The sequence below is a fragment of the Paenibacillus sp. P4_A9 genome (assembly GCF_056402415.1).
This window is the reverse complement of the sequence record NZ_JBFUHL010000001.1, coordinates 520,691-539,315: the sequence shown is the minus strand read 5'-3', so window position 1 is coordinate 539,315 and position 18,625 is coordinate 520,691. Positions and strand designations below refer to the sequence as shown.

Genomic DNA, 18,625 nt, shown 5'->3' with positions numbered 1-18,625 from the left:
GTGAAAGGCTAAATATGGAAGCAGATTGTCAGCGGCAAAGCCGTTACAATAGATGAAAACACATACAGGGAGGTTTTTTCAATTATGCAGAAACCATTTAAAGTAGTAGGCGTAGGTCTTGCCCTCGGTCTCGTAATGACAAGCGTTTTGGCAGGATGCGGTTCCAAAAGTGAAACAACGAGCAGCCCATCGGTAGCCCCGGCCGCTTCCACAGCGGTATCTCCAGCGGCATCCACTGCACCTAAGCTCGAGCCTGCTGAATTGACTTGGTATTTAGACAGTACACCTCCAGCCGATGTTGCTTCTGTTGAAGAAGCAATGAACAAGATCTTGAAAGAAAAGCTGAATGCAACGATTCATCTTAAATTCGTCGATTGGGGCGCTTTTGACCAAAAGATGCAAGTCGTAAACGCTGCTGGCGAGAACTATGATCTTGCTTTCACAGCGAACTGGGCGAACAACTATTATCAGAACGTGAGCAAAGGCGTATTTATCCCTGTGGATGAACTTCTGCAAAAGTATGCGCCGACAATTCTGCAAACGATTCCCAAAATAGGTTGGGATGCAGCCAAGGTCAACGGAAAATTGTATGCGATTCCGAACTACCAAGTTTGGACGATGACGAACGCAGTTTCATTCCAAAAGGATCTTGCAGATAAATACGGCTTCAAACCGGAAAGTGTGAAAAAGCTGGAAGATCTAGCGCCATTTTTGGCTCAAGTTAAACAAAACAACTCAGATATGGTTCCATATGAAACAGATAAAAACGGTACGTTTGGTACAAATCTTGTTGCCTACGGCTTTGATGAAGTTGCAGGTCGAAACATTCCAGGCACGGTCAAATTAACGGATAGTTCAGTGAAAGTCATTAACCAATTCGAATCGGACGAATTCAAATCGTATGTGAATTTGATGAGAGATTGGTATCAAAAGGGCTACATGCGAAAAGACGCTGCCACGCTAGCTGACGCTCAAGCTGATCGCAAAGCAGGTAAAAACGCAAGCTTGAACAATGGTAATGTTGGGGCTGATGACCCAGCGAATCCACCGAAGATTGGCGAAAAACCTGCCTACGTCGCAAAACTAACGCAACCGTATTTGATGACAAGCTCGATCATCGCAACGATGACCGGCATTAGCAAAACATCTAAAAACCCAGAAAGAGCCGTTATGCTTCTTGAACTGTTATTTAAAGATAAAGAGCTATACAATATTTTGGCTCACGGAGTTGAAGGTAAACACTACAAAAAAATAGACGGAGGCAAAAAAGAAGTAATCAAAGACGGAGGCTATGCGCCTGATTTCGATTGGGAGATCGGAAACTCTTTGAACAGTTACTTTGTGAGTCCTGCCGTTGCGGATTCAACAATCAAAATGAATCAATCTGCAGTTGGATCTCCGCTGCTTGGTTTCACTTTCGATCCAAACCCAGTGAAAGCCGAACTTGCACAAACAGCTACAGTGACCGCGCAATACATTCCATTGCTGACAACGGGTTCAGCTGATGCAGCTCAATTTTTACCAGAGTTCATCGACAAGCTGAAAAAGGCCGGCAGCGACAAAATCATTGCTGAAGAGCAGAAGCAAATCGACGCATGGAAGCTTACTAAAGGAAAATAAGCAGCACTAATTATTACCAATAGGGGGCTTTCAACCAGTGACATTTCAATATGTTAGTGTGTGGAAGCCCCCTTTTAACAAATTTGCCCCATGAAGGAGAAAAGGACTAGATGACTAAAATAACAGCAGCATTAATTGGAGCCGGACAACGAGGCGCGGATGCTTATGCTACTTACGCTTTGAAGTACCCGGATGAAGTGAAATTTGTAGCCGTTGCCGATATGGACCCTGTGAGAAGGGAACGCTTCAAGGAGGCACACACGGTTGGGGAAGAGCATGTATTCGAGAGCTGGGAGCAGCTGCTTGCAGGACCGAAGATCGCGGATGCAGTCCTCATTTGTACACAGGACAAAATGCATTACGAGCCTGCCATTCGAGCTTTGGAGAAAGGGTATCATGTTTTGCTGGAAAAGCCAATGTCGCCTAACCCAACCGAGTGCGTCGTGATGGGTGAATACGCCGAAAAATATAACCGGGTATTTTCGATTTGCCATGTGCTTCGGTATACCGATTTCTTTGCACGGATTAAACAGCTGTTAGTAGATGGAGCGATTGGCCGACTTATTGCCATTCAGCATACAGAAAACGTAGAACATCGACATCAAGCGCATAGCTTTGTAAGAGGGAACTGGCGTGATTCCGAAACGTCCAGCCCAATGATTTTGGCAAAGAGCTGTCATGACATGGATATTTTGTCATGGCTGGTGGATTCAGAATGCACGAAAGTTTCCTCATTCGGAGCACTAACGCATTTTCGCTCCGAAAGTGCACCGGAAGGGGCGCCATTGCGCTGTTTGGACGGCTGTCCGGTTCAACATGAATGCCCTTATTATGCACCTAAAATGTATCTGGAAAGAGACGACTGGGTTGGTATCGTGCTGCGCAATGTCGTCAGTAACGATCCAAGCGATGAAGGTGTCCTGCAAGCTTTAAAAGACGGACCGTATGGCAGATGCGTCTACCATTGCGACAACAATGTCGTGGATCATCAAGTCGTCAATCTGGAATTTGCGAATGAGGTCACAGTTGCCTTCACGATGTGCGCTTTCACGCATGAAGGGGGACGCTCGCTGAAGCTGATGGGCTCTCGCGGTCAAATCAGAGCAGATATGGATAGGAATGAAATCGAAGTGACAAGCTTCATAACAGGTGAAAAAGAAAAGATTTCTCTCGATTCGCCTTTGGAGGGCCACGGTGGTGGCGATCACGGTATTATGCGGGATTTCGTTCGGTTAGTGAGCAGTGATGGGGAAGAGGCTGGGTTAACTGGTGCAAAGGCTTCCGTGCAAAGCCATCTTATGGCGTTCGCTGCTGAAAAGTCCCGGTTGGAGAGCAAGGTGATCCACTTGGCTGAGTATAAGCAGGAACTGATTACACAAGAAACATGCAAAGGGTGATTTGATATGGTGAATTCAGCGGTTATTGTGTACCCGAGACAAGCGACGTTTCATGAGAAGCGAAAGAAATTCGGAGGTATTTGTATGTAAGGACTGCTGTACTTCTTCCTCTACTTTCGGAAGATCAGCTTCCAGCTCAGTCATGCGGCTTTGTGGTTGGGTATTACGAGCGTCCGCTCATAACCGATTTGATCGGTGTCCAGGAAGAGAGACATTCATCCGTTTCAGAGCAGAGCTATATGTTGAAAACAGTTACCGCAGGCGGTGGGCGATGGATCGCCGTGACCGGGGGCCAACAAGGCGGGCTGCTCTATGCTGCCTATCGTTTGGCAGAGCACTACGGAATTCGGTTCTGGCTACATGGAGACATTGTCCCGGATCGCTTGATCCAGATGGAAGTGATGGATATCGCCGAAAATAGCTCTCCGTTGTTCCAACAGCGTGGTATTTTGCCATTTCACGATTTTCCAGAAGGACCCGACTGGTGGAACGAGGACGATTATAAAAGCGTGCTTACCCAGCTTCCGAAGCTGCGGATGAACTTTATCGGTTTGCACACGTATCCCGAGCGGCCTCGTACAAACTTGTACGCTAGCGCTGAACCTGCAACTTGGATCGGATTGGCTGAGGATGTGAAAGAAAACGGCGAGGTAGTAAGCAGCTACCAGTCTCGGCATTTTACAACGATCAATGGAGCGTGGGGCTATGCCTCGCAAACGACTGGTACATATACGGATGGCGGCGACCAGTTGTTCGAACGCGATGACTACGGAGCGGACTACATGCAAGACATGGCGCCATGGCCGCAGACGATGGAGCATAGTAACGAGTTGTTTAATCGGTTCGGTAAATTACTAAATTCGGTTTTTACGTATGCCAGCACACTCGGAATCTCGACTTGCCTAGGAACAGAAGCGCCTCTGACGATCCCTCAGGAGGTTAAGGACCGCTTGATAGACAAAGGAATGGACCCAGATGCATCTGAAACGAAGAAGCTGCTTTATGAGGGTATCTTTACTAGAATCAAATACTTGCATCCGCTGGACTACTTCTGGCTGTGGACACCTGAATCATGGACGTGGGGCGGCAACAGCGAGAAACAGACGCAGGCTGCTTTGAATGACTTTAAGACAGCAATTGATGCGGCGGAGAAAGTAAATCCTTCGATCCAAGTCGCAACTAGCGGGTGGGTGCTCGGTCCGCAAGCCGATAGGACGTTATTCGATCGTCATTTGCCGAAGTCGGTGCCTTTTAGCTGTATTAACCGAAATCTGGGTTTCGATTTTGTAGAACCTGGATTTCATGCGATTCAAGACCGCCCAAAATGGGCCATTCCATGGGTGGAAGACGATCCAGCAATGAATTTGCCACAGCTGTGGGCAGGACGAATGCGGCAAGATGCCGCCGATGCTTACGCTTACGGATGCAATGGATTAATGGGCATTCATTGGCGTACGAAGGTCGTTGATCCAACGCTTGCGGCACTTGCCGATGCAGGATGGGAGCAAAGCGAATGGAATGACAACTTTGGCAGGGCAGAGGAGATGGAGCCTTATTCGGCAGAAGGATCCACTGGAGGCCGGGTTGTGACACTTCAACGAATGGAAGCAGCGAGTGAGTCCATATACGATACGGCGCGAGTTGGCGCGAAAAGCTACAGCCTGCAAATCCCTAACGGTATGTATAAAGTTACGTTGAAATTCCGTGAGTGGGAAGTCACTGGGACAGGAAAACGGGTTTTCGATGTATTCACGAACAGCGGTATCGACAAGCGGTTATACCAGGTTGATATTTTCGCAGGTGCCGGTCTAAATAAGCCGTGGGAGCGATCCATCGAAGAAGTGAAAGTGTCGGATGGCGTACTGAAGCTCACTTTTAAAACACACAGTGGGGAACCGTCTTTATGTGCCATTGTAGTTGAGGGAATGACCGATGGCATCAACCAATTCGAAGGGTTCGCTTTCTCGCGTCATATCAATTGCGGAGGGCTGGCTGTCGATGATTACGAGGCGGATTTGCCGGAATTGAAAGACCGAGACCGAGATTTGCCGATTAGTGACTTCTATGCCGATTGGGCTGCAACTCAGTTCGGATGTGAAGCAGCAGAAGAAATTGCAGTTATTTTTACCGAAATTGACGGAAAGCTTCCACGGCCAATCACTTGGGTATCAGGCCCAGGCAGCACGATCGTAGTGAACCGTACCTTATGGACAGATGTCGTAGAGCTCTATGCTTTTGTAGATAGGATGGAAGCATTAAGAAGTCGTGTTAACGGATCAGGACAACTGGATCGGTTCGATTATTGGTTGGAGCAGTTCCTGTATTTGCGTAGCGCGGCCCAAATCGGCTGCACGCTCGGAATGTACGAAGCGGCGATGGAGGCCGTGAGAGAAGAAGACTCAGACGATCGACAACGGGAGATGGCGAAAGCAAAACTGCTTCCCATCCGCAGGGAACTTGTACGTCAATACGCGGAAATGAATGCCCATTTGCTGGCAACTGTTTCTACGCCGGGGGAGCTCGGAACATTCGCCAATGTGCAGCAGCAGACGATGCATACCCAACTGCACAAGCCGGGCAAAGAGCTGGAGGAGCTGCTCGGGGAATCGTTGCCGCTGGACGCTATGCCGATTTCGAATTACACGGGCAAGTCTCGCCTGATCGTTCCGACAGTTCGCACCAGTTTAGCAAAAGGGGAGCCGCTTCAATTAAAAGCAATTCTCATCGGCGCTGCTCCTAGAGCATTGGTAATATACTGGAGGTTTCTGGGAGAATACGAAATTCAGAATGCAAACTTCACGCATGTAAATCGCGGTGTTTATCAAATTTCGCTTGATTTGGAAATAAATGATGACTTTGAGTATTACATTGAAGCGACGATGGCTGAGGGCGAACCGCTTCGTTTCCCAGCATTAGCGCCCAATTTGAACCAAACAGTTGTCATAACTGATAGAGGGGAATAGGCAGAGTTCTCTTCAATAAAAAGAAGGAGCAATAACATGGAGTATACGATATTTGGTAAAACGGGATTGAAGGTATCCAAGCTTGGTTTGGGCGGCGCTCCGCTGGCCGGTGATTTTGGCAAGACGGATGAAGGCGAAGTACAGCGCTTGATCCATGAGGCGATTGATTCGGGTATCAATTTCATTGATACTGCCCCCTTATATGGACGTGGAGAATCCGAGCGCCGCATAGGCAATGCGCTGATAGGTCGCCGAGACAGTGTCGTTTTGGCCTCCAAAGCAGTCAGGTCGGACATGACCTACGATTATAACAGCACGATCCAATCAGTGGAAGATAGCTTGCAGCGGCTGCAAACGGATTGGATTGATCTTTTACAACTTCATGATGTGGAGAGTCAACCGTATGAGCTTATTGTGAACGAAACGGTTCCCGCGCTGCAAAAACTCAGACAAGAAGGAAAAATCCGTTATATTGGCGTAACCACACGAGATTTACCGTTGCTTATGAGATTTATGGATACGAGGCTCTTCGATTCTATCCAATTTTATGCTCGCTATATGTTACTGGATCATACAGCCAAAGACGGAGTGCTGCCGCTTGCCAAGGAGTTGGGCGTTGGCGTGATCAACGGCAGTGTGCTCGGGATGGGTATTTTGGCTGATGCGCCAGCCCATTTTCTAGACGATGAAACGCAAGCAAGAGCCAAAGATCGAATGGAAATGATAGGCTTCTTACGGAAGTCCGAGCCTAAAGGGCTGATTGAACCCGCCATGCGTTTTAGCTTGGGCAACCCTGATATTCATGTCACGCTAACGGGGACAGCTTCACTTACTTCACTGCGAACCAATTTGGCCTTCTGTGATGGAAAGGGCTTGGATCCTGAAGAACTGAAAAAAGTGTATGAGCTATTTCAAGGGCAGCAATTGTTCAACTGAGCTACTGCATGAATTAAGGAATTATTGATCCGGCGTATCTGTAAAAAGAGTGCTGCAGAACTGACTTAAGCTCATGCCTGTCTTGCGCTTAAAGATTTTTGCGAATGCATGAATGTTGGTGTAGCCGACCCTATTTGCGATCTCACCGAAGGAAAGTCCCGATTGTAAGGCGAGTTCCTTGGCTTTTTCCAGTCGAATCCAGACTAGATATTGCATAGGTGACATGCCGAAGGCATTGCGGAACTGTGTGATGATGTAGTTGCGGCTCCATCCGGAAAGCTTCTCCAGATCTTGATGTTTAAAACCATCCTGCAAATGGTTAGTCAAATAATTACGTATAAAGATGAGCTTAGCTCTGTTTGCATCTTCTTTCTTGGAAGACCGGACGGCAAGCTCTTTCTTTTGTGTAGATAGCTGATACAAGATTTGGGTGAGTAGACTTTGACAATGGAAATGATCCCTTACATCGGGCATTCGATAATGATGGACAAGCTCTGTGAGCTTATGTTCAAGAGTGTGATTGTGGTAATTCCCTAGATAATGTGTTCTAGTTTCGTCATCTAGATTAACAAGCTGCTGAATTGGAAAACCCGTGTCACCAAAATGGAACACGATCGAAATACAAACATACGGTTGGTCTGGACGGGTGCTGACATGATGAATCTCGTTGGGTCTATGAAACAATAGGTCGCCGCGCCTAGTTACATAATCACGACCGTTGATCTGATAGTCTGCGATCCCTTCGATCACATACTGCAACTGAAATTGCTTAAGTATACGCGGTTTGAGCGTCCAATCATTAGGGGCATTAAAGATGTGAGCCAGCGTAATATACGGTGGAAAATAGTATTGCTTTAATTGTTCTAGAGTATCATGCGGCTCCATAAAATAAAGCTTCTTTAACACAGGGGACACCTCCGAACGGGTGAGGATTGCTGTTTTTAGTATACAAGGTTTCAATATTATTAAAAAGTGTGATTTTGGTTACAACTCTGTTGCTTTCGACCAAATACGAACGGCCCAAAGCTAAGTAAAATAGAAGCATGGAAGCAGGTAAATTCACAATTGATAAAATGGAGGTTTAACCGTACATGAAATTCTCTAATTTTGCTAGATCAAGCGAACAGGTTTCTCGAATCGGGTTTGGAGCAATGGGCCTGGGAGGGTCCTTCGGTACGTATGATGAGAAATATTTAATAAATTCTGTATTACACAGTTTGGATCAGGGTGTGACGTTGATAGATACCGCACGCGCTTACGGCGAATCGGAACGGATCGTGGGGCTTGCACTTAAAGAATGGCGTGGCGAACGTCCGTTTATTACATCTAAGGTACAATCCCTCGGTCCAGGCTCGATCGGATGGGGGACGCACATTCCTGTTGAAACCGCTTACCCGCAAGGCTGGCTGCGCCGTTGTACAGAAATTTCATTGGAGACACTTGGCGTAGAGACAATTGACCTTATGCAGCTTCACCAATACTGGCCGCAGTGGGATAAGAAGGATTATTGGATGGAGGAACTGCTTCAATTGAAGGAAGAGGGGAAAATACGTTATATCGGTATTTCAATTCCCGATCAGCGCCATGACATTGCGCTTTCCCTTGTACAAAGCGGCAAAATTGACGCTGTCCAGACCGTATTCAATATTTTCGATCCGCTGCCGCTGGACTGTTTAATTCCATTTTGCGAGGAGCACGGTGTTGCCTTTCTTGCGCGCTGTGTTATGGATGAAGGCGGTTTGACGGGATTCCTGACCAAAGATACTCAATTTGCCGACAGTGATTACCGAAAGACTTATTTCGACTATGTGCCGCGTGAGATGTATATCGAACGGGTAGAACGTCTGCGTCAATTTATTCCGCAATACGCAGATAATTTGGCGGAGCTTGCGATTAAATTCGTATTGAAACATCCAGCGGTTACGACCGCGCTCGTATCCATGCATGTGCCTGTGTATGCTGACCAAAACATTGCGGCTGTCGATAAGGAACCGCTGCCGGATGATGTATTTGAAGAAATTCGCAAATATCACCGATGGGTGCGTAATTTCTATGACACTAAATTTTGGTAGCTTGGACAAAGTGCTCTGGTCGGAGCTTTTACCTTATGAGTTCAAGAAACGGTTAGCCGATAGTCCACTTGTCTTCCTACCACTAGGCATTTGCGAACCTCACGGTCAAATATCGGCATTCGGGCTGGATACGATAAAAGCGGAATGGTTATGCATTGAAGCCGCAAGAAGATGCGGGGGGGTCGTGGCTCCCGCACTAGGCTATCACATTCATGAGTCAGGCTATCACGCGCGCTGGTTGGAGGATACAGTGGGGCGAGAAAATCCGCATATGACGGCGATGCCGCCCCATATTATGCTTCCCTTTTTCTTGTATCAGCTTCGCTCATTCGTCAATGCGGGATTCCGCGCGATATTCGTGGTCAGCGGTCATAGCGGTGGAAACCAATATGATCTTCGCAGGGTTGCGGAAGCATTTTCAGCCAAAACGGGTGTATCTGTTCGAGTGGTAAGCGATCCTGAGTTAGTTGAAGGCATGTATGAGGGAGATCATGCAGGAAAATATGAGATTTCTCAGCTTCAATTTCTTCGTCCTGATCTTATAGATTTCACACGAATACATCTGCAATTGGAGGATGGTTCGGGCGGGAGACTCGCGCTAGGCGATGATGCCCTGGAAGCAAGCGCCGAGCATGGCGAGCGCATTATGAATGCTTGTCTGAATGCGTTGTGTAAACAAGCTGATCAAGTTAGAGAGAGCTTAGTTGTCCCTATGGACGCAAGTGAAACTAAACTACTTTCATACGAAATTGCGGAAGAAATATGGCGTCAATTGGTTAAACAAGGTCAATGGATAACGACTCAGCCTCATCCAGGACAGAATCAGGTGTCAGAACACTCACCCTGGAAGCCTTTTGAGCATGCGGAAGAAACGATGGGGTAGGGGCTTATCCCAAGTGAATAAGGAGGAAATAACGATGTCATCTACTAAAATCAAAAGAGATTACAGTCTCACCGGACCTGAAAACAAGCGGGCGCAAGAGAGAGGGCTGGTAACATCGGAATGGTACCAATCTCCCATCCCGCGACAGAAGATGAAGGAGCTCATGAAGCGAAAAGATGGTCCTGCTATTCGAGATACGATCATATGGTTTGCGCTGCTGATTGGCGCAGGCGTGCTGGGTTATTATAGTTGGGGGACTTGGTGGGCTATACCTGCGTTTTTCTTATATGGGACCCTGTACGCCTCACCTGGTGACTCACGTTGGCATGAATGCGGCCATGGGACCGCGTTTAAGACACCATGGATGAACGAAGTGATTTATCAAATCGCTTCCTTCATGGTTTTACGATCGGCTACGCCTTGGCGCTGGAGCCATTCGCGTCATCATAGCGATACGTATATTGTTGGCCGTGACCCTGAAATTTTGACGGAGAGACCTCCGATCTGGAAGGTTCTTTTCATGGAAATTCTCCATCTGTACGGTGGGCCCATAGAAATCAAAAGATTTCTACTCCATTGTTTTGGGAAAGTGGACGCAACGGAAAATGAATACATACCGCAATCAGAACGTCCGAAGGCCTTTCTGGAGGCGCGTATTTACTTAATCATTTTACTATCGGTTATCGGGTTGTCCGTGTATCTGCACAGCTTTCTGCCCCTCATGTTTGTGGGTCTGCCAACTTTTTATGGACCGCTCTTGATGTTGCTTTTCGGAATGTCACAGCATTTAGGCCTTCATGAGGATGTGCTTGATCACCGGTTAAATACGAGAACCATGTATTTGAACCCATTTTTCAGATTTTTATATTGGAATATGAATTATCATATCGAGCACCATATGTTCCCGATGGTTCCTTATCACGCGCTGCCGGCTCTGCATAAAGAGATGCAAGCAGACTGTCCGCAGCCCTGCCGCAGTTTGGGCGCAGCGCTTAAAGAAGTCATCATTGCTCTAATTAAACAGGGGAAAGACCCATCCTATACAATCATTAAGCCTTTACCAAGCACCGCACGGCCTTATATGCATAGTCCGCAGGGACACACAACCGTAGAACAAGGATCTAGTGGAAGTAAAGTGACAACAGGAGGAATAACACATGGAGCTTAAAGACTGGATTGAGGCATGCGAAGCTGATGAGATTGAGGAAGAGGATGTCATCCGCTTTGACTATAACGACCGAACTCTTGCTATTTATCGTACGGATACCAACAGTTACTTCGCATCAGATGGATATTGCACGCATGAAAAGTTTCATCTATCGAACGGGTTGGTTATGGGCAATACAATTGAATGTCCCAAGCACAACGGCCGATTCGATATTACGACCGGTCAGGCGAAACGAGCGCCGGTCTGTGTAGATTTGAAGATGTACCCCGTTAAGGTTGAAGCAGGGAAGGTTTACGTTCAGCTCGACTAACAAGGGGGGAGGAGTGTTATGCATAAGGTCGGAGCAATTAAAATTAACCATGTGAAATATAAAGGTTATCAAGCAATTACTATGGAGAGCGATCAGATCAGGATCGAACTGTTGCCTGAATTGGGTGGCAAACTGGTTTCGATCGTTTACAAGCCTACAGGTAAGGAGTGGATGCTCGATTCGGGCAAACGGTCTTTACGTCAGCCGGAATATGGGTCAACTTTTACCGAGTGGGATATGAGCGGCTGGGATGAATGCTTCCCCACCATTATAGCCTGCCCTTCGGGCGTGGATCCTGACATCAGCTTGCCCGACCATGGCGAGCTGTGGTCGCTCCCTTGGACGCATGCCATCGAGAATAATTCGGTGGTTTGCTCGATAAGGAGTCCTAAGCTGCCTTACCGCTTCACAAGGCGGATTTCATTCCCAGCTGCGGATCGGGTAAGGTTGGATTACTGTGCTGAGAATGAGGGTGATCGTACCATTCCTTTTTTATGGGTACCGCATCCTCAGTTCGCAGTTACAGAGCCGACGCGTATCCTTCTTCCGGAAACGATCAAGCAAATGCTTTGTGTAGATGCAGGTCGTGAGCTTACGGTGGGTGCATCTTATCTATGGCAAGACGTATCATTGCTTAATCCGGTACTTACGGGGGATGCGAGAAAGTTTTATTACGATGKGGAAGTACCTTGCGGATGGTCTGGGCTGTATGGTGAAGAGAGCGGCAACTATTTGATCGCTTCTGTTCCGCGGGACAAAGTACCATTCCTTGGCGTTTGGATCGACGAGGGTAAGTACAATGACCGCGTCACCTGTGCTCTAGAGCCCAGTATTGGTTATTACGATTCCCTTGAAACGGCGATGGGCAATGGTACGGCGCAAGTCATACCGGCGAAAAGCTCTTTCGATTGGCATCTGGAGCTTGCCATTGGAGCAGGTGATTGGCGTAAAGTGATTTAAACAAACGAAAGAAAAACTGGACAGCAGGCATATAGCCACTGATCCAGTTTTTGTTGTTTTAGGTAATTGTGGGGAGAGAAGCAAATCGTTGTGAATTCATTTCTTTGATCTCTTCCGGCTTCATGCAAGGAATTCGTAGTGGAATTCGGCTTCCGTTTGAACCATAGCTTTTGATGTCCAGTTCGACATGATCAATTTCAGATACAATAATAAACCCCTGTCCACCAGATGTATTCTGATGGACAGGGGTTTCGTCATGCCAAATTATTTTTTTGCAGCTTTCCAAGCATCAATTTGCTTTTGCATTTCTGCAATAATCTTTTCGGATCCAGCATCTTTAAGTTTAGCAACGAATTCATTGTATTTTGCTTCTGTAGCAACACCTAGATCAATAGCTCTGTAATACTCGTCATAAACGGCACTTGTTTTACCAATTTCAGCTTTCACTGGTTCAGCATCAAACGTGAATCCTAACAATTTCGAAGGAACGGCATCATTGTTAACTTTTTTCGTATCCTCCCAAACGGTTGCAGGCATGCCTTTGTCAACATAAGCTAGATAGTTGGTAGCAAACATCCAATCTACAGCTGGACTATAACCTTTTGAACCATCAGCTGGAGTCTTGAATCCATCTGCATCAAGCTTATAGTGTTTATCTTTGAAACCGAAGTTAATGAGGTTAAACAGCTCTTTATCTGTATTTAGAAGCTCTAATAGCATCATTGCTCTTTCCGGGTTTTTGGAAGTTCTGCTGATGGCATGCATAGTTGCAACGATACCGCCTGTTGAAAGGTGTGCAGCTCCTGCCGGGACATCAATCACTTGTTGTTTGGCTTGATTTGATAGGATGACATCTACACCTGGCTTATAGGCTCCACCAATAGTAATAGCTACTTTACTAAAATCGTTCCCGTCATCTGTCTTTTTGGAAATTCTTTCTTGGGAGTTTAAATATCCTTTGGTATTCCAATCTCTCATAAGTGCAGCAAAAGTCTTCACAGCAGAAGTTTCAAACTGATTTACTACTTTAATTGTTGAATCGTCATAGTTGACAACACCAGGAACATTGAATCCAGCAATCGCTTCATAGCCCATAGCCTCATTGTATTGCGACAAACTAGTGATAAACGCTCTTTGAGGTTCTTCCTTGTGTACAGATGCAAGGAAGGGTTCCAGCGCTTTTAAGTTATCGGGACCAAACTTTCCGCTTAATGATTTCAGATCCAGATTGTATTTATCAGCTACCGACTTTAGAACAACGACATCAGGCGTTCTGGCTGAAATTTGTTGATTTATGAATCCGTATATTTTTCCATTTACCTTCGTCGCCTCCCAAAATGTTTTTGGGACAGAAGCGAATGCTTTCGGAGCATACTTAGGAAGCAAATCATCGAGTGGCAAGTAAGCACCCTTAGCGACATTTTGCGTGTAGTTGTTTAGCCAGTTTGAAGTGAAGTTCAAATCATAAGGTTCTCCAGACGCAATGATGACTTTCATCTTCTGATCATAATCACCAAAGCTTAACGGTTTGAAATCTACGGTTGCGTTAATTTTGGCCTTCAAAATTTTATTGAATTCAGCAAAAACTTGATCTTGGTCAGGTTGTGGCCAGCCGCCTGGGAAATACCAGGAAAGTTTGACTTCAGGCAATGCTGCAGGAGTTGATGCCGCTGCTGCGGTTTCAGCCGCTTTAGTTGATGGAGCAGGCGTGCTGCTAGTTTCTTTTGTACCACAAGCTGAAAAAAGCATGCTGGATACTAGAAGAAGGCTTGTCAAAAGGGTAGCTGGCTTCGAAATCTTTAGACTTTTAATCATTGAAAATCCTCCCTTATTCTTATGTGTATTATATCTTAAAATGGATGTAAATCCATGTTTAAGCTACCCTTTGACCGCACCAACGGTGAGGCCTCTAACAAAGTACTTCTGGAAGAATGGAAACACAAGAAGCATTGGTCCTGCAGCAAGTATCGCCATCGTCATACGGGCTGACTCGGATGGGGGAACCGAATTGATCATTCCCGGAGGCAGCATATTGGTTGAATTGGTTAGGAAAGCAATATTATTCATCATCCTGTACAGCATATATTGCAAGGGGACGAGGGATTCTTTATCGATGTAAAGCAAGCTAAGCCACCAATCATTCCAATAATGTAGCAGCATAAATAGCGCAACTGTAGCAAGACCTGGTTTGGCAAGTGGAAGAATCATTTGAAAGAAGATTCTGAATTCACTTGCTCCATCCATCATGCAGGATTCAATAATATCGTGAGGGATCTTCTGCATAAATGATCTTAAGATTAAGATGAACCAAGGGAGTGCCAAATAGGGAAGAATTAATACCCATATGGAATTTTTTAAATGCAGAACATTACTTACTAACATATAAGTTGGCACCAAGCCGCCATTAAAGAGCATTGTGAAGAAAACATAGAAACTGAGTGCATTCTTAAACTTATAGTCTTCGCGCGACAAAGCATAAGAAATTCCGGCCATAATCAGCACGGAGGCGATTGTGCCAATGATGCAAACAATGAGCGAAATCTTAAAAGCATTAAAGAGTTGGATCGGGTTGTATAAAATGTAAGCGTACGCAGTTAGATCGAATGTTCTTGGAATTAGACTATATCCATATTTTAAGAGATCGTTTTCGTTACTAATGGAGATTGAGATAATAGATATTAGTGGAATAATACAAGTAAGTCCAAACAAAATAAATAAGGAATTAATGAAAAACTGCGGCATTATTTTCTTCGACAGCATGTACTCACCTCATGACGTTCATTAGAATAGTTTGTTTTCTTCGTTTACTTTTTTTACAACAAAATTGCTGATCAATACGACGATAAATCCCATAGAAGATTGAAATAAACCTACTGCTGACGACATACCAATATCCCCAGAAACCTTTAACATGCGGTAGACATACGTATCAATAACTTGCGTAACTGGATATAGTTGGCCAATTTCTCGAGGGACGAAGAAGAATAAACCGAAATCAGAATAAAATATTCTGCCTATAGAAAGAAGGGTCATAATCGTAATTAAGGGCATTAATAACGGGACTGTGATGTTTCGAATAATTTGAAACTTGGATGCCCCGTCAATTGCCGCTGCTTCAAAATACTCTTGTGATATTCCCAAAATCCCTGCATAGAAAATGATGCTGACATAGCCAAGACCCTTCCAGATATTAATGAGTGTTAGTAAGATAGGCCAGACCCAAGTTTGGGTGTAAAAATCAAAGGTTATCCCTAACTCTTTAAAATAGGAAGTAAGGATTCCATAGGGTCCGATAAAGGAATACGCCATATAAGCAACAATGACCCAAGAGAAAAAGTAAGGAAAGAAGAAAATGGTTTGATATACTTTTAAAAGTTTCCTGCTTAGCACTTCGTTTAAGAGTATTGCGAACACCACAGAAAAGAAAGTTCCTACAGCAATGAATACGAGATTGTAGGCCAGCGTATTTCTCATGACGGCCCAAGCATCACTCGAAGTGAAGAAAAACTTAAAGTTGTCGAAGCCAACCCATGGACTATGGAAAATGCCTTGTTCATAATTAATGTTTTTGAAAGCAATGAATATTCCGCCCATTGGGATATAAGAAAAGACAAAAATGAGAAGGATCGCTGGCAGCGCCAATATGCTTATTTGAATCATTTTTTTGTTTTGCCGGGAATGTAATGAGCTCTTAATCACGTCTTCGTTCTCCTTTAGTCAAATTTATTTTAAATTTCGATGCTTCCCAAACATGTGGTTGTTCATCGCTTATCCATGGCTTTATCTTAGCATCGCTCCGAAATAGTACAATTTCGGGTTACCGCTTTAAGTTCTAAAAGCCTACTTTTGAAGTTCTCAAAACAGATTTTTGTTCTTAAAGCCTAGTTATGGGTGTTTACAAGATTTGTTATTTGATTCTTTTAAATTTACTGTGGTAATCTTTGGGTAGAGGAGTTGTCAAAGAATGTTCAGAAAATTCATATTTAAAAACCCCTACCAATTATTTCTTACCATTTTGCTTCCATTTTTATTGAGTACTGTACTGTTACTCTTTGTACAATCCTCGTTATTAACTCGATATTTTGAAAATTACGCACTTCAATTGGTCTACAATCAACAAAAAACCGACYTGSARAATACAAGTCGGAATGTWAGCGTCATGGCCGATACGGCCAAGTCGCTGGCAGTCACTGCTTTTTTTGATAGTACCATTAAGAATATGCTCTTTTCTGATATAGATCCACAGTATTACATAATGTCTGAGGATAAATTGCGATCTTATAAAGTCATTTATCCTTTCTTACAATCCATGTATATCTATAATGGTCGTAATATGTATGTGAGTCCAAGTGAGGATTTTGTTTATGACCGTTCCTCCTTTGAAGATAAAGGCATATTTCCAATCTTGGATGACACACTGCAGAACAAGTCCAATAGCATAGTACTTCGAAAAATTCCCAATGTACTTGCTGATATAGACACTAATGCAAGCAAGTTTATTAATGTCTATAGCTACCTCTTTTATGAGTCTCCAGTTAAATACAGTAAAGTTAGTGAAGGAATTATACTTAATATTTCCGAAGCTTCCATTAAACAAAGTATTAGCTCTTCTGACCTCAGTAATAAAAATCGAGTCTTTATCGTAGACCGTGACGGCAAACTGATGACCGATGATGCGGTGCATCCCTTACTAAGTGATTTAAGTGGAAGTGACTACATCCAAAGGATTGGTTCGAACTCCGTACCGTCTGGAAATCTTCGGATGAATGTCGATGGCATAGATTCATTCATCACTTATGCTTCAACAGATGTATTTGATTGGAAGTTAATCAGTATTACACCCTACAACGAAATAGTGAAAGACATTGAAAGTTTGAAGGCAAAAACGTACCTTTTCGTATTTATCTTCATTATTGGAAGTATGCTGTTGTGCTTATATTTTTCACGAAGACTCTACACGCCAATCAAATCCGTCATTCAGAACTACAACATGTTAGAATCTGAGAAGAAGAACGACTTCTACTATAAGAAACAAGATTTTCTACGAAAAATGCTGCATACAGGAGATCTTATCTCGTCGGAATCTATTCATAAGCAATTTGACAAATATAAGATTGAACTTGAACCCAAGGAACCCTTATTACTTATACTTATCAAGTTGGATAACTTTATGGATTTTTATGAGAAGTACAATCTTGCGGATCGAAACTTATTAAAATTCGGCATCGTTAATATTGTCTCGGAGCTGTATGCAGATGTCTTTCCATTTGAATGTATCGAGACGGAAGAGGATCAGATTCTCATTGTCATGAACTATAACTCCTTAGAATTGCCTTCAAACAATGAGCGCTTGGTGACTCTAGTCAAAGAAATTCAGCACAACACAGAAAAATACTTGAATATCTCAACATCGGTCACCTTTAGTGAACCGTTCGAATCGTTATCGAATTTGAACTTTCAGTACTTGAAAACGCTTGATTTATCCTATTACAGATTGATTTTAGGCCATAAATCGATCATCTTCTATGATCATTTACCGATTAATGCAGAGGATTTCAAGTATCCGCAAGACCAGGACAAGGCATTGATGGAAGCATTAATCCAAGGTCAAGCAGAAGAAGCAAAAAAGGTATTATCCGATATGATCCAAAATGCTTCTCAGTACAGCTATACGGTTCTGAATTCCGTGCTCATTCAATTGCTTATATCTATTCGTTATGCGATTGAGATCGTAGAAGCTAACAATTCTATGAAGGTGAATTTTAACTTCAATATGTATTTCATTAAACTTCAAAAGATTGAAACATTAGAGCAAATTGAATCCGACTTTAACGAGTTATTCGAAAACATTTCGTTGGCACTAGAAGCAAAAAAGGATAATAAATACTTTCAACTGATTGAAGATGTCACTCAAATTATCCATAAAGAATTCTCAAATCCAGCTTTGTCCTTAGATATGATTGCAGAACAGGTGAATTTAAATCCTGAATATCTAAGGAAGTTGTTGAAAAAGCACCAATTAGTCTCCGTGAACGATCTGATCAATCAAGTTCGATTGAAGTACGCTAGTGATCTTATTACTTCAACGGAGGATTCCATCAATGATATTATGGAGAAATCGGGATTTTTAAGTCGCAGCCACTTTTTCACCCTATTTAAAAAGGCATATGGGATAACGCCAAATCAATTTAGAAGCAATGCAAAATCGAGTAAATAAGTAAATCTGGACATGTGGAATCTCCATATGTCTATTTTTTTTGCCTAAAACTCTGAATTTAGTACTCATGTATGAAATCAGAACCTTGACCTGACGGTT

14 protein-coding genes are annotated in these 18,625 nt (G+C 44.1%); 10 read left to right on the top strand and 4 right to left on the bottom strand.

Annotation, left to right across the window (positions count from 1 at the left end; translation table 11 throughout):
• The first annotated feature begins 84 nt into the window (after positions 1 to 84).
• The 4 genes from AC1DVJ_RS02290 to AC1DVJ_RS02275 all read left to right on the top strand — a co-directional run bounded on the left by AC1DVJ_RS02290 (position 85) and on the right by AC1DVJ_RS02275 (position 6,916).
• The gene (locus tag AC1DVJ_RS02290) at positions 85 to 1,620 is read left to right on the top strand and encodes a DUF3502 domain-containing protein (RefSeq protein ID WP_477588035.1); all 1,536 of its coding nucleotides are present in this window, start codon (positions 85 to 87) and stop codon (positions 1,618 to 1,620) included.
• A gap of 110 nt (positions 1,621 to 1,730) precedes the next feature.
• Positions 1,731 to 3,017 (top strand): Gfo/Idh/MocA family protein, encoded by a 1,287-nt coding sequence (locus tag AC1DVJ_RS02285; protein WP_477588033.1) that lies wholly within the window; start codon positions 1,731 to 1,733, stop codon positions 3,015 to 3,017.
• An 80-nt stretch (positions 3,018 to 3,097) separates the two neighbouring features.
• Positions 3,098 to 5,980: a malectin domain-containing carbohydrate-binding protein gene (locus tag AC1DVJ_RS02280; RefSeq protein ID WP_477588031.1), complete on the top strand. Its 2,883-nt coding sequence runs from the start codon at positions 3,098 to 3,100 to the stop codon at positions 5,978 to 5,980.
• Positions 5,981 to 6,016: 36 nt separating this feature from the next.
• On the top strand, positions 6,017 to 6,916 hold the full coding sequence (locus AC1DVJ_RS02275) for an aldo/keto reductase (RefSeq protein WP_477588029.1): 900 nt from the start codon (positions 6,017 to 6,019) through the stop codon (positions 6,914 to 6,916).
• 21 nt (positions 6,917 to 6,937) lie between these two features.
• Here AC1DVJ_RS02275 and AC1DVJ_RS02270 read toward each other — a convergent pair whose 3' ends face one another.
• The gene (locus AC1DVJ_RS02270; RefSeq protein ID WP_477588027.1) at positions 6,938 to 7,822 is read right to left on the bottom strand and encodes a helix-turn-helix transcriptional regulator; all 885 of its coding nucleotides are present in this window, start codon (positions 7,820 to 7,822) and stop codon (positions 6,938 to 6,940) included.
• Positions 7,823 to 8,007: 185 nt separating this feature from the next.
• Here AC1DVJ_RS02270 and AC1DVJ_RS02265 point away from each other — a divergent pair, with 185 nt between their 5' ends.
• From AC1DVJ_RS02265 to AC1DVJ_RS02245, 5 genes are read left to right on the top strand one after another with little or no spacing between them, the layout of a single operon-like run.
• Positions 8,008 to 8,988, top strand: a complete 981-nt coding sequence (locus AC1DVJ_RS02265) for an aldo/keto reductase (protein ID WP_477588025.1) — start codon at positions 8,008 to 8,010, stop codon at positions 8,986 to 8,988.
• Positions 8,969 to 9,871: a creatininase family protein gene (locus tag AC1DVJ_RS02260; RefSeq protein WP_477588024.1), complete on the top strand. Its 903-nt coding sequence runs from the start codon at positions 8,969 to 8,971 to the stop codon at positions 9,869 to 9,871. Before AC1DVJ_RS02265 ends, AC1DVJ_RS02260 begins: the two co-directional genes overlap by 20 nt.
• Positions 9,872 to 9,905: 34 nt before the next feature.
• Positions 9,906 to 11,039, top strand: a complete 1,134-nt coding sequence (locus AC1DVJ_RS02255; protein WP_477588023.1) for a fatty acid desaturase family protein — start codon at positions 9,906 to 9,908, stop codon at positions 11,037 to 11,039.
• Positions 11,029 to 11,349: a MocE family 2Fe-2S type ferredoxin gene (locus AC1DVJ_RS02250; RefSeq protein ID WP_477588021.1), complete on the top strand. Its 321-nt coding sequence runs from the start codon at positions 11,029 to 11,031 to the stop codon at positions 11,347 to 11,349. Before AC1DVJ_RS02255 ends, AC1DVJ_RS02250 begins: the two co-directional genes overlap by 11 nt.
• Before the next feature lie 18 nt (positions 11,350 to 11,367).
• Positions 11,368 to 12,309, top strand: a complete 942-nt coding sequence (locus tag AC1DVJ_RS02245) for a DUF5107 domain-containing protein (RefSeq protein WP_477588020.1) — start codon at positions 11,368 to 11,370, stop codon at positions 12,307 to 12,309.
• 264 nt (positions 12,310 to 12,573) lie between these two features.
• On the opposite strand, the gene AC1DVJ_RS02240 is transcribed toward AC1DVJ_RS02245, so the two are convergent.
• The 3 genes from AC1DVJ_RS02240 to AC1DVJ_RS02230 form a co-directional block, all read right to left on the bottom strand.
• On the bottom strand, positions 12,574 to 14,124 hold the full coding sequence (locus AC1DVJ_RS02240; RefSeq protein ID WP_477588018.1) for an ABC transporter substrate-binding protein: 1,551 nt from the start codon (positions 14,122 to 14,124) through the stop codon (positions 12,574 to 12,576).
• 63 nt (positions 14,125 to 14,187) lie between these two features.
• Positions 14,188 to 15,069 (bottom strand): carbohydrate ABC transporter permease, encoded by an 882-nt coding sequence (locus tag AC1DVJ_RS02235; protein WP_477588016.1) that lies wholly within the window; start codon positions 15,067 to 15,069, stop codon positions 14,188 to 14,190.
• A 21-nt stretch (positions 15,070 to 15,090) separates the two neighbouring features.
• Complete coding sequence (locus tag AC1DVJ_RS02230) at positions 15,091 to 16,008, bottom strand: ABC transporter permease (protein WP_477588014.1); 918 nt, start codon at positions 16,006 to 16,008, stop codon at positions 15,091 to 15,093.
• Positions 16,009 to 16,618: 610 nt separating this feature from the next.
• Here AC1DVJ_RS02230 and AC1DVJ_RS02225 point away from each other — a divergent pair.
• Positions 16,619 to 18,526 carry a helix-turn-helix domain-containing protein gene (locus AC1DVJ_RS02225; RefSeq protein ID WP_477588012.1) on the top strand — a complete coding sequence of 636 codons (1,908 nt, stop codon included), beginning with the start codon at positions 16,619 to 16,621 and terminating at the stop codon, positions 18,524 to 18,526.
• Positions 18,527 to 18,625 lie beyond the last annotated feature (99 nt).

What these genes read in the sequence shown, in the direction of transcription:
- AC1DVJ_RS02290 (WP_477588035.1), top strand. Translation starts at nt 85, where the DNA reads ATGCAGAAACCATTTAAAGTAGTAGGCGTAGGTCTTGCCCTCGGTCTC.
- AC1DVJ_RS02285 (WP_477588033.1), top strand. Translation starts at nt 1,731, where the DNA reads ATGACTAAAATAACAGCAGCATTAATTGGAGCCGGACAACGAGGCGCG.
- AC1DVJ_RS02275 (WP_477588029.1), top strand. Translation starts at nt 6,017, where the DNA reads ATGGAGTATACGATATTTGGTAAAACGGGATTGAAGGTATCCAAGCTT.
- AC1DVJ_RS02265 (WP_477588025.1), top strand. Translation starts at nt 8,008, where the DNA reads ATGAAATTCTCTAATTTTGCTAGATCAAGCGAACAGGTTTCTCGAATC.
- AC1DVJ_RS02260 (WP_477588024.1), top strand. Translation starts at nt 8,969, where the DNA reads ATGACACTAAATTTTGGTAGCTTGGACAAAGTGCTCTGGTCGGAGCTT.
- AC1DVJ_RS02255 (WP_477588023.1), top strand. Translation starts at nt 9,906, where the DNA reads ATGTCATCTACTAAAATCAAAAGAGATTACAGTCTCACCGGACCTGAA.
- AC1DVJ_RS02250 (WP_477588021.1), top strand. Translation starts at nt 11,029, where the DNA reads ATGGAGCTTAAAGACTGGATTGAGGCATGCGAAGCTGATGAGATTGAG.
- AC1DVJ_RS02240 (WP_477588018.1), bottom strand. Translation starts at nt 14,124, where the DNA reads ATGATTAAAAGTCTAAAGATTTCGAAGCCAGCTACCCTTTTGACAAGC.
- AC1DVJ_RS02235 (WP_477588016.1), bottom strand. Translation starts at nt 15,069, where the DNA reads ATGCTGTCGAAGAAAATAATGCCGCAGTTTTTCATTAATTCCTTATTT.
- AC1DVJ_RS02225 (WP_477588012.1), top strand. Translation starts at nt 16,619, where the DNA reads ATGTATATCTATAATGGTCGTAATATGTATGTGAGTCCAAGTGAGGAT.